The organism is Paraburkholderia sp. (genome assembly GCF_049581445.1).
GTDB lineage: Bacteria > Pseudomonadota > Gammaproteobacteria > Burkholderiales > Burkholderiaceae > Paraburkholderia.
Map to the genome: position 1 here is coordinate 1 of NZ_JBAURZ010000002.1, position 11832 is coordinate 11832.

General features: G+C 61.0%; 9 protein-coding genes and 1 pseudogene. 4 read left to right on the top strand and 6 right to left on the bottom strand.

Annotated elements, in window-relative coordinates; all coding sequences use genetic code 11:
- Positions 1-425: 425 nt before the first annotated feature.
- Complete coding sequence (locus tag WCA85_RS00025; protein ID WP_424060886.1) at positions 426-1652, bottom strand: LacI family DNA-binding transcriptional regulator; 1227 nt, start codon at positions 1650-1652, stop codon at positions 426-428.
- A 152-nt stretch (positions 1653-1804) separates the two neighbouring features.
- Between WCA85_RS00025 and WCA85_RS00030 the strand changes: the two genes are divergently transcribed.
- Positions 1805-3094: an ABC transporter substrate-binding protein gene (locus WCA85_RS00030; protein ID WP_424060887.1), complete on the top strand. Its 1290-nt coding sequence runs from the start codon at positions 1805-1807 to the stop codon at positions 3092-3094.
- 77 nt (positions 3095-3171) lie between these two features.
- Here WCA85_RS00030 and WCA85_RS00035 read toward each other — a convergent pair whose 3' ends face one another.
- The 3 genes from WCA85_RS00035 to WCA85_RS00045 form a co-directional block, all read right to left on the bottom strand.
- The gene (locus WCA85_RS00035; protein WP_424060889.1) at positions 3172-4287 is read right to left on the bottom strand and encodes a succinylglutamate desuccinylase/aspartoacylase family protein; all 1116 of its coding nucleotides are present in this window, start codon (positions 4285-4287) and stop codon (positions 3172-3174) included.
- A gap of 304 nt (positions 4288-4591) precedes the next feature.
- A complete protein-coding gene (locus WCA85_RS00040; RefSeq protein ID WP_424060890.1) occupies positions 4592-5374 on the bottom strand; it encodes an ABC transporter substrate-binding protein in 783 nt (260 codons plus the stop codon).
- 583 nt (positions 5375-5957) lie between these two features.
- Entirely contained in the window at positions 5958-7433 is a 1476-nt protein-coding gene (locus WCA85_RS00045; RefSeq protein WP_424060891.1) for a mannitol dehydrogenase family protein, read from the bottom strand.
- Between the two features lie 231 nt (positions 7434-7664).
- On the opposite strand from WCA85_RS00045, the pseudogene WCA85_RS00050 reads away from it, so the two are divergent.
- From WCA85_RS00050 to WCA85_RS00060, 3 genes and pseudogenes are all read left to right on the top strand, one after another.
- Positions 7665-7958, top strand: a pseudogene (locus WCA85_RS00050) (L-idonate 5-dehydrogenase); the annotation flags it as partial.
- 83 nt (positions 7959-8041) lie between these two features.
- Positions 8042-9331 carry an MFS transporter gene (locus WCA85_RS00055; RefSeq protein ID WP_424060892.1) on the top strand — a complete coding sequence of 430 codons (1290 nt, stop codon included), beginning with the start codon at positions 8042-8044 and terminating at the stop codon, positions 9329-9331.
- 107 nt (positions 9332-9438) lie between these two features.
- Entirely contained in the window at positions 9439-10302 is an 864-nt protein-coding gene (locus WCA85_RS00060) for a GntR family transcriptional regulator (protein ID WP_424060893.1), read from the top strand.
- A 57-nt stretch (positions 10303-10359) separates the two neighbouring features.
- On the opposite strand, the gene WCA85_RS00065 is transcribed toward WCA85_RS00060, so the two are convergent.
- Together WCA85_RS00065 and WCA85_RS00070 are read right to left on the bottom strand one after the other, a co-directional pair.
- The gene (locus WCA85_RS00065) at positions 10360-11493 is read right to left on the bottom strand and encodes an alpha-D-ribose 1-methylphosphonate 5-triphosphate diphosphatase (RefSeq protein ID WP_424060894.1); all 1134 of its coding nucleotides are present in this window, start codon (positions 11491-11493) and stop codon (positions 10360-10362) included.
- Between the two features lie 35 nt (positions 11494-11528).
- A partial coding sequence (locus WCA85_RS00070; protein WP_424060895.1) for an ATP-binding cassette domain-containing protein occupies positions 11529-11832 on the bottom strand: 304 nt, incomplete at its 5' end.

An 11832-nucleotide genomic window follows, 5' to 3' on the forward strand; every position in this document is an offset into this window, starting at 1 on the left:
TGGCAGCGGCCCGGGAGGCGGTCATGGCAGCGGACCCGGAAGTGGCAACGGCAGTGGCCACGGAAGCGGTCCAGGCAGTGGCGGCCAGGGCTCAGGCAGCTCTAGCAGCGGCGGTTGCGGTGGTGGCATGGGCGGTGGTCACGGCGGCCATTAACACAGCAACGCGCTCGCCAAGCTGGAACATTCTCGTGCTTCAGCGCACGCAAAGGTGTTCCAGCCAGACAGGAGCACAACGAGCAGCAGTCACGCCGTTGCAATGCAGAAGCCCGCGAAAGCGGGCTTCTGCATTGGACATTCCGTGCCAAGAGTCGTAACAGACCAACAACCGGACCAACTTCGCGCGCCCAACAACTCGCCTCGCACAAGTCTCACATCTTCGTAGCGCCACCCTCGCCAGTTCCTCTCCAAACAAACCCATCCAGTCTCTAAGCGCTTTCCCGTGGCGTCAGCGTAAATCTCAGGTCAATATGGTTTTGCTTAGGTGGATGCCCATTCAGAATCTGCAGCAACAGTCGGGCAGCTTCGAATCCGATCTGATATCGCGGCGTCGTGATCGTGGTGAGCGATGGCGTGGACCATGCGGAAGGAGGCAAATCGTTGAACCCGGCAATCGCGATTTGGCCAGGCACGGCAAGTCCCCTACGCTGACATTCGAATAACGCGCCGAGCGCCAGATCGTCGTTGCAGCAAAAGATCGCATCACATGCGGGGGCGTGCTCGAGCATCCGCGCGAGCAGTGCCGAACCAAGACCGACGCTCGATGGTTCGTTCGTCAAGATTTCGACATCGGGGTCCAGCCCTGCCTCACGCAACGCCCGGCGAAATCCGGCGCGTCGCTGCATGGTGCGTGGATCCAGTTGCGCGGCAATAAAACCCGGCCTCCGGTAGCCGCGATCGAGCAGATATCGGGTGAGCGTAAAACCCGCGCTCTGCTGTGAGAAGCCGACTGACCATTCATCTGCGGCACGACTCAGGTCATACATATGTACGACCGGCACACGCGCCGCAGCAAGCCGCTGACGGATGGCCCCGGAGCCATCGATGCCCGTGACAAGAAACCCATCCGGGGCATGCGTGAGGTAGGTGGAGACGAGTTCCGTTTGCTTCTCGGCAGAATAATTCGTATTGCCAATCAAAAACTGATAGCCCGCTGGCCCGAGGCAATCCTGAATCCCAGCAAGTGTGTCGACAAAGACCGCATTTGACAGCGACGGCACCAGCACGCCCACCACGCGCGAACGCGATGAAGCAAGCGTACGCGCCGCATGGCTCGGGACGTAGCCGAGCGCGGCGACCGCCGCCTCGACCCGTGAGCGCGCTTCCGGCAGCACTTGCGCAGGATTCTTCAGCGCACGCGAGACTGTCATTGGACTGACCTGCGCATGGCGTGCGACATCGGCAATCGTCGCGCGTCCACTCGGACGTCTTCGCGCTGGCTTGTCAACGTGTGCGTCGTGGTTGCCAGTGGTGTCGAGCGAGCCAAGTGCGCGATGTGCCCCAAGACGCGGGGTCGTTTTCGCCACCTCATCCGTGCCTGTTGCATTTGCTCGTCGCGAGCGCGCACCCGACTCCGTGCGTGCGGTCGAGTTGGTATCAGGCGGAGTAGGCAGCCGTTTGAGCCGCTTCGTCGCGCCGGTCGGTTTTCTGTTCATCGTGCGAGTATCGCCTTGCGAACGTCCGAAAGGAAGTCCAGCAATGCCTTCGATGAGGCAGGGTTCGCCCGGATAGGGTGAGTGCGATGGTAGCGCTACCATCCGCATGATCCCGAATGAAAATAGTCAGGACGATCTCAGGAGACTGCCGGATGCAAACCCAACGAAGCGCCCTGGCGTTGCACGCCAGCCAGACTGCAAAAATCACCGCCTGTGCGATCGGCGTCGCGGCTTTGTTCGCCGCGGGCGTCGCGCATTCAGCGGAGGTCGAGGTGCTGCACTACTGGACCTCCGGTGGTGAGGCGAAATCCGCGCAGGTGCTCAAGCAGATGCTTGAGGAGAAGGGCGACACGTGGAAGGATTTCGCCGTTGCGGGCGGGGGCGGCGGTAACGCAATGACTGCGCTCAAGACCCGCGTCATCGCGGGTAACCCTCCGGCCGCGGCCCAGATCAAGGGTCCGGCCATTCAGGAGTGGGGCGATGAGGGCGTGCTGGTCTCGATCGACGACGTGGCCAAAAGCGAAGGCTGGGACAAGCTGATTCCGCCGCAGATCTCCAGCATCATGAAGTACAAGGGCCAATATGTCGCGGCGCCGGTCAACGTGCACCGTGTCAACTGGCTGTGGATCAACGCCGACGCGCTGAAGAAGGTCAACGCCCAGCCGCCGGCAACGTGGGACGAGTTCTTCAAGACCGCGGATGCGCTGCAGAAAGCGGGCATCACACCGGTGGCGATCGGCGGCCAATCCTGGCAGCAAGCCGAAACCTTCGAGACCGTGGCGCTCGGCGTGGGCGGTGCGGCTTTCTACAAGAAGGCTTTTGTGCAACTGGATCAGGCGACCCTCAAAGGGCCGACCATGGTCAAGGCACTGGAAACCTTCAAGAAGATCAAGGCCTATACCGACAAGGGCCAGACAGGCCGCGACTGGAATATGGCCACGGGTATGGTGATTTCCGGCAAGGCCGCGATGCAATTCATGGGTGATTGGGCGAAGGGCGAATTTAGTGTTGCCAACAAGGTGCCGGGCAAGGACTACCTATGCGTACCGGGCCCGGGCTCGCAGAACGCGTATACGTTCAATGTCGATAGCTTCGCGTTCTTCAAGGTAAAGAGCCCGGATGTCGAAAAAGGACAGAAGGATCTCGCGAGCCTGTTGTTGAGCCCGAAGTTCCAGGAGATCTTCAATCTCAACAAGGGCTCGATTCCGGTGCGTCAAGGCATGGATCTGTCGAAGTTCGACGCCTGCGCACACCGGTCCGCAGCCGATTTCTCCAGTTCACAGGCGAAGGGCACGCTGGTGCCGTCGTGGGCGCATGACATGGTCGACACGCCGGCAGTGGAAGGGGCGTTCTACGATGTGATTGGCAATTTCTGGAACGACGATAGCGAAACGGCACAGCAGGCGGCGGACAAGCTCGCAGTGGCTGCCAAGACGCAGTGATTCCGCTGAGGCACTCAAGCAACGCGGCGGCTGGTGCAGCCCAGGCTCGCACCGCCCCCCGCGCTGTCCACCTGTGCTTAGTTGGACAGCAACGACCCCGAGCGAAACGCCTTGGCGCCCGCGATGCGCGCGAACTCCAGCCCGGCCGTTGCGAAGCGCGTCAAATGCCGCGCGTACATCACCCCAGCGACCGTACTCTTGAGCGTCACGACGCGATCCGTCAACGGGTCGACGATATCCGCGATCTCATGACCGACATCAACCCAGGTGCCGGGTTCCGTGCGATACACCAGCACACCGCTCATCGGCGCGACAATCGGCTCGGCGCCTGCCAGCGGCGTGGCAGCGAACTCGAGCGCCGGCATGGGCGCCGGCGTGCCATCGATCACACCACGATGCGTCAGATACTCGATGATCCCTTGAGCATCGTGCTCGGCGAATTCGTAGGTGACGTCGCGCTGGCTGCGCAGTTCGATGGTCACCGAAATCGAACCGTTCGGAATCGGGAAGCGCTCACCGTAACGGCCACGCAGATCCGACCAGCAGAAGCTGTGAATTTCGTCGAACGGATTACCCACTGAATTCAGCGCGAGCAACGACGCCTTCGCTTCCAGATAGCAGGCGAGCGGCTCGACATCTGGCCACAGGTCCGGATTGGTATAGAGATGCATCGCCGCTTCCCAGTCGCAATGCAGGTCGAGCACGACATCCGCGTCGTAAGACAGCAGTTGCAGCGCGAGACGTTGCGAATCCAGCTCTGTTTCCGGCTTCTGCGCTTCGAGCGCTTCGCGCATCGCCTGGCGGATTGCCTTGCGATTGTGGTCGATATCATCAGTCAGGCGCGCTTCGATCACCGGTTGCACAAGCGCCGCCAGATCATGGAAATTGCGGTTGAAATTCTGCGCGCTATTGGTTTCGAAGCGCCCCGTCAGGTGACCAAGGAAGTGCTGGTTCAGGCCAATCGGATTGGCCACTGGCACGACCACGACTTCGCCTTTAATCTTGCCGGCTGCTTCGAGAGCGGCGAGCTTGCGGCGCAGCGCCCACGACACCAGCATGCCAGGCAGTTCGTCGGCATGCAGTGAGGACTGGATGTAGATTTTCTGCCCGCCGCCGGGACCGTAATGAAAACTCGTCAGGTTGCGTGCGGTGCCGAGTGTCGGGGAAATCAGCGGATGGGATTGGATTTGCATGGTGTCTGGAAGCGCGTGAAGTCGCGAGAAGTCGCGCTATGTTGTTGATTGCAGAATGAAAAATTGAAATCGAAGCAGGCTTGCCACGTCATGCCGTGTGAGCTGCGGCACAACCGGATCGTTCGATCTTAGCCGATCTGGTGCTTCGATGCGGATTTGGCCTTGATGGGAGCGCGCGCGTACGGTGGCCTCTCAGGTGCAATTCGGCTAAGTGACTCAGCGCCCCAAACGAAACAGGCCCCGCGCATGGCGGGGCCTGTCTGGATCAATCCACAGTAGCGCGGCGAACCGCGCCTCGTGCGTTTTAGCTGCCGTACACGTCGAAGTCGAAATACTTCTTTTCGAGCTTCTTGTAGGTGCCGTCCTTGATCATATCGGCAATAGCCTTGTTGACCTTGGTCTTCAGGTCAGTGTCTTCCTTGCGCATGCCGATGCCTGCACCGTTGCCGAGGATCTTCTCGTCGACGATGTCTTTGCCGGCAAACTCATAGCCCGCGCCGCGCGGGGTCTTCAGGAAGCCGATCTCAGCTTCAACCGCGTCTTGCAGCGATGCGTCCAGACGACCCGACAGCAGATCGGTGTAGACCTGATCCTGGTTCTGGTACGAGATCACCTTGGCGCCCTTCGGCTCCCAGTAGGTCTTCGCATACGTTTCCTGGATCGTGCCTTGTTCGACGCCGACCGACTTGCCCGCCAGCGATTCCGGCGTCGGCTGGAGACCCGAACCCTTCTTCGTGACGAGGCGCGTCGGCGTGTTGAACAGTTTGTCCGAGAAGGCGATCTGTTCAGCACGTTGCGGAGTCATCGACATGGACGACAGCACGCCGTCGAACTTCTTCGCCTTCAGTGCGGGAATCATGCCGTCGAAGTCGTTTTCGACCCAGACGCATTTTGCATTCAGACGCTTGCAGATTTCGTTGCCGAGGTCGATATCGAAACCGACGAGCTTGCCATCCGAACCCTTGGATTCGAACGGGGGATAGCTGGCGTCAACGCCGAAACGGATGGTCGTCCAGTCTTTCGCATGTGCGCCAATCGAGACAGTGGCAAGCAGAGCGATCGTCAAAGCCGCTAGCAGTTTTTTCAAGGTTTAACTCCTCGGTGTAGTTCGTATTACTCCCGCATGCGGTTGTGCCGCTGCGAGATAGTGCCTGGCGCGACTCACGACCAGGCAAGTTTAACGGCTGCGGACCCGGGCGGCCAGCAGCGCGGGCAAAGCTTATCAGGTCAAAAAGTTTACGTACTCAGTAAAACACCGGATGGTATCTGAAAGCCGCGTCCAGAGTTCGCCCGTAGTTTGCGCGGGCAGGACACTCAAATGAGGGGTTTCGCGCGGTCAGGGCATGATGCGGTTTGCATGCGATATGAGCATGGCAGGGCCGAACCAGCAGGCAGGATTTTACGAAGTTTTCTAACTAAATCAACAACAACCGGGCGGTGAGCACGGTCGCTATGCCGATTTGGCTGCCCGACGCGGTGAAGAAATCGGGCGGACGGAAGCGGCGGGGGACGAGAAGCGTAGTGGCCGCGCAGGACGGCCTGATTCGAATTGGAACCGGGTTGCGGGTGACCCGCGTTTTTCAACTCGCGATGGCCATCTCGATGACGAAATGGCACATGGTGCGCGAGTCAACACGCCAAAATCACGCAAGTAAGCAAACGTTGTGGGATCAACCCGCGTAAGCCGCGATCGCGCCACGCGCGCCTTTCGCCAGAGTCTGCAACGCATCGTGTAGCGCGCTGCGCAGGCCCGGATGCGCTGCAAGTTCGGCCGGGAATATCTCGCGCACTGGCAGCAGCGCCGCAAGCAGAGCATCGGGCTCGCCGTGCGCAGACGCCGCCAGCGCTTGCAACCTCGAAGCGAGCGGATCCTTGATTTCAAAGCGTATACCGTCGTCTGCATGGCCGCGCAGAAACATCATCCATGCGGCGACGGCGAGCGCGAGTCGCGCGAACGGCTGTCCTTGGGCAATACGCGCAGCGATCGTGCCAAGCAGGCGTGGAGGAATTTTCTGACTGCCATCCATGGCGATCTGCGCGCAGCGGTGTTTCAGCGCGGGGTTGGCGTAACGCGCCAGCAAGGCGTCACGATACGCGAGCACGTCCAAGGACCCGGGAACGGTCAGGGTCGGCGCAATTTCGTCTGTCATCATCGTGTAGATCAAACGATGCATGTCTGGGTCGCTGATGGCTGCATCAATGGTTTCGAAACCGGCCAGCATAGACAGATAAGCGAGCGTGGAGTGCGTGCCGTTCAGCATGCGCAGTTTCGCGAGTTCGAATGGGGTCACGTCATCGACGAGTTGCGCGCCTGCGGTTTCCCACGCTGGACGTCCAGCGGGAAAGTGGTCTTCGATCACCCATTGCCGGAACGGTTCGCATGGAACTGGCGCGGCGTCGCGGTAGCCCAGTGCGCGGACCACGGACTCGCGCTCGCTATCGGTAGTGGCGGGGACGATGCGATCGACCATGGTTGATGGAAACGCCACTTCTTTCGCGATCCAGTCGCCCAGTTCGGGGTCGAGTTGCCGCGCGAATGAGCAGACTGCCTGGCGTAACGCGGCGCCGTTGTGGGCAAGGTTGTCGCACGACAAGACCGTAAACGGATTGGCGCGTCGGCGGCGCAGCGCAGCGACCAGAATGCCGGGCACGCTTCGGGGCGTTTCTGGATGGGCCAGATCGTGTGCAACGAGAGTGTCTTCAAGATCGACGTCACCGGTACGAGAATCGCGGCAATATCCCTTCTCCGTCACCGTGAGCGAGACGATCTTCACCAGCGGATCGGTTAGTCGTGCAAACAGGATCTCGTGGTCGTGCGGCATGGCCAGCACTTCAAGCAAGGCGCGTGCGATGGTTACCTTTTCGCCTTGGGCACCGCGCTCGACGACACCATATAAACCCTGTTGAGCCATCAAGGCATCACGCTTGCTCACGTCGCCTTGCAGCGTGACGCCGCAAATGCCCCAGTCGCCTCCGGCTGCAAGCATCGCTTCCTCGGTGTACAGCGCCTGATGCGCACGATGAAAGTTGCCGATCCCGAGATGCACGATACCGATGCGCGGCTCGCGCCACTGCGCGGATAAAACGTGCGTACCGAATTCGGGCAATGCGTGACGGGTCAAGAGAAGCGGGGCGGAGGGCGTCATGAGCGTGAGATCCAGATAGAAGCAAGGAACGCGAACAAGATGTAGCACGGGCGAAGCGGGCAAAAGGCAGGGGAAACCCGTATTTGACGCATCGTTATACTTGTATGGTAGCATCGTTTATCGATGTCACGCGATGCCCTTTTTTAGACTTTAGAGGAGTGGCCCACGTGACGCTGATGTGCCACGGTTTTGCTCCATAGCCGCAAAAGTGTTGATGGCCATTGAATTTCGATGAACACGGCGTTGCGTTCGGTGCGCGCGGGCGGCGCGGTGATCCATGTGGGCAATCTGCCGGCGGGGCAATCGCCGGTCGCGGCCAATCTCGTGATGGCCAAGGAAATCCGCTACCAGGGCTCATTCCGCTTCACCGACGAATACGCGGTGGCCGCGGAGGAGATTGCGTCAGGCAAGGTCGATCTGCGTCCCATCATGACGCATGCCTTTGCGATGGCGGATGCCCACCAGGCCTTCGAAGTCGCACACGACCGCGCGCAATCGATGAAAGTACACCTGAATTTCGATTGACCCGCTCATGGATGCCGTTGCCACCGCATCCGTGCTTGCCGTTTCGAAACGCCCGTAAAGAGGCGACATGCAGGAGACACTAATTGATCAAGAGTCAACGCTGGTTCGTGGTTGCATTGTTTTTTCTCGCGGGCGTTATCAACTATCTTGACCGCTCGGCGCTGTCTATCGCCGCACCGCTGATCCAGAAGGACCTGCATTTCTCGCATGCGCAAATGGGCATCGTGTTCAGCAGCTTCTTCATCGGTTATGCGATGTTCAACTTCGTCGGTGGCGTGTTGTCGGATCGTGTCGGCGCGAAGCGTGTATTCGGCGTTGCGATGGGCGTGTGGTCGATCTTCTGCGGTGCGACAGCGCTGGCGAGCGGAATTGGCTCGCTGATCGTACTGCGCGTGCTGTTCGGCATGGGTGAGGGGCCGTTCAGTTCATCGAACAGCAAGATGGTTAACAACTGGTTTCCGCGTAAGGAAGTGGCAAGCGCAATCGGCGTGATCAGTTCGGGCACGCCGTTGGGTGGCGCACTGGCGGGGCCGGTGGTCGGTTACATGGCCGTGCGGTTCGGCTGGCGTTGGGCGTTCGTGGCGATCATGCTGCTGGGTCTCGCGTGGCTCGTGCTGTGGGTGGCGACAACCACTGAGCATCCAGAAGACCACCCGCGTATAGCGCGTGAGGAAGTGGAACTCATCGCGGCAGGGCAGACGGAAGAACACGTCGTTTCGCACACGGCCGATGGCGAACGCTTCGGACTACGGCATTTCTTGCGACAGCCGATCATCCTCGCCACAGCGTTCGCATTCTTCGCCTACAACTACGTGTTGTTCTTTTTCCTGTCGTGGTTTCCGACCTACCTGATCGAAGCGCACCACCTCAGCTTGCGGGAAATGAGTTTTGCCACCGTCATTCCGTGGCTGCTCGGCAGTGTTGGACTGGCAGCGGGCGGCTTTGTGTCGGACGGCCTTCTGCGCATGACCGGCAAGCCGCTGCTGTCACGCAAGATCGTGCTCGCGGTGTGCCTTGGCGCTGCGGCGGTGTGCGTGGCACTGGCTGGCCGTGTCGCCAGCACGGAGAGCGCGGTCGCGCTGATGTCGGTGTCGATCTTCTTCCTGTACGTAACCGGCTCGGTGTATTGGGCGGTGATCCAGGACACCGTGCCGCGTGAACACGTCGGCGGCGTGGGCGGTTTCGTGCATTTGCTGGCGAATCTGGCCGGCGTGATCGGGCCGGCGGTGACGGGTTTTATCGTGCAGGCCACGCATGGCGCGTACGGCAGCGCCTTCGTGCTGGCCGGCGCGATTTCCGTGCTCGGCGCGTTGTGTTCGCTGGTGTGGATTCGCGAGCCGCGTCCGGCAGTACAGATGAAACGCGCATGGTAGTATGGTGCGATGCCTGTGGCGACGCCGCGGCGCGAGCGAAGGTGGATCGCGCCCGCTCTCCTCGGGCACTGAGTGAAGTTTCCTGTCCTCTTCTGTTGTCTCTTTCGATGCCGATCAAGAAGTCTCACGATATCGCATTGCCGCTGCCGGTCCCGCTTGCCGCTGACCCGGGGCATGCGGCACACCCGGCGTACGCGACGCCTGGCGGGCGCCGCCGTATCCGCACATCGGTCGAACTGCGCGGCGCGCTGCCGGATCTCACCGCCACGGTCTCTCTCGATTCTCACGAGCCCATCAGCAAACAGATTTTTCGCGCGCTACGCGAGGCGATTTTCGTGGGCCAACTGGTACCGGGCACGCCGCTTTCGGAGAAGGAGGTCTCGGATATGTTTCAGGTCTCCCGCCAGCCGGTGCGAGAGGCCTTTATCAAACTGGTTGAAGCGGGCGTCTTACAGGTGCTTCCGCAACGCGGCACGCTGGTGAAGCGCATTTCGCCGCGCCGGGTACGTGAGGGGCGCTTCATTCGGGAGGCGATCGAAACTGCGGTGGTGCGCAAAGCCGCTATAGCGATCACCGACACGCAATTGCAGGTCCTGACCGACAATCTTCGCGATCAGAGACTGGCCGCCAAAGCGAATGACACTGCAGCGTTTCTGGCGTTGGACGAGGCCTTTCACTACGGGATCGCGCAAGCCATTGATTGCAGCGCGGCTTGGGAAACGATTCAGGACATCAAGGCGCAGATGGATCGGGTGCGCTACCTGAGCTTGCCGGATGTTTCGCCGCTGGACCTGTTGATCCGCCAGCACGCGAAGATTCTCGCCGGTCTGCGCGCCCACGATGCAAGCGCAGCCGAAGAAGCGATGCGCCACCATTTGCGTGAAATTCTCGTTTCACTGGGACCGATTGCGGCGCGCAATCCAGACTGGTTCGAAGCGGACGAGCCGGAGCGCGTGCCGCTTTCGGTTTAAGGCGCCAGGCCGGGCTACGTCCACAGTATCCCGGCAAATATCCGCTTCAACATCCCATCAGACGATTCGCGTGCCCGCCCGATACGTTGAGCGCGGCACCGGCAGGGCATCGAGCATTGTCACCCGCACGAAGTCGGCGCGCAGACCCGGCGTGATCGAACCACGATCATGCAGGCCGGCGGTACGCGCCGGCTCCGCCGAAACGGTGGCCATTGCACGCGGTAACGTCCAGTCTGCCTTGGCCACCAGTTCGAATACGGCAGTGAGCAGGCTCGACGGCACGTAATCAGACGAGAGGATATCGAGCAACCCCGCCTTCGCCAGTTCCAGCGCCGACACGTTGCCCGAGTGCGACCCGCCGCGCACGATATTCGGTGCACCCATGATGGTGGAAATGCGATGCTCGCGCGCGGCTTCGGCTGCGATGCGGGTCGTGGGGAACTCGGCCAGCACGATGCCTTCGGCAGCGGCCTGTTGGACATGCTCGACGAGCGTATCGTCATGGCTTGCCACCGGCAGTCCGAGCGCCTTGCAACGGGCGACAATCTCGCGCCGATGCACCTCGGCATAGCGCTGCTGTTCGTCAGCCAGTTCGGCGAGCGCTGTGGTGACATGTTCGTCAGTCAGCTTGCCGTTACGTTCCTGGAAGCGGCGCCATTGTTCGCGGTCATGCCATTGCCGCTGCCCCGGGGTGTGATCCATCACCGAGGCAAGACGCAACAACGGATGGTCGCGCAACGAGTCGAAGATCTCGACCACATCAGCCGTGGCGATTTCACAGCGCAGATGCAAAAAGTGCTCGGCGCGCAGCAACTGGCGCTCGGAGAAGCGCGTCAGCGCCTGCGCGCATTGCGTCTGCAAGTCGCGGCCCCGCAGGCCGGCATTCAGGCGTGTGCCGATCGAAAGCGCGTCGAACACGGTTGTGATACCGGCTGCCGCCACCTGCGCATCGTGGATCACAAAAGCGGCATCCGTATTCCATTGCACCCCCGGACGAGGCGCAAGGTGCTTTTCCAGGTTGTCCGTATGCAGCTCGATCAGACCCGGCAACAGGTAATCCCCGTTCCAGTCTTCGGCTTCGCGCGCCGATGTCGTACCGCGCTCCACCTCGCGGATCGTGCCGTCTTCGACGCGTACCACGCCGGTAAATACTTCATCTCGCGTCACGATGCGAGCGTTCCTGATCAACATCGACATGCTCCGTAGTCAGTCTCTGGGTGGATTCGTCAGTGTAGCGCTGCTTGACGACGCAGCGGCGGTTGCAGTTCGAGGCGGCGCGTGGCCACTCTTGCGCGGGTGTCTTCGTCGTGGAAGATGCCTACGATCGCCGCGCCGCGATCGCGCGCTTCGATGATCAGATCGGCCACCACGGCGCGGTTTTCAGCATCGAGCGACGCCGTGGGCTCATCGAGCAACAGCAGCGGATGCCCGGCAATCAGCCCACGCGCGATATTGACGCGCTGCTGCTCACCGCCGGAAAACGTCGCAGGCGCGAGGGACCACAGGCGCTCGGGCACATTGAGCCGCGCC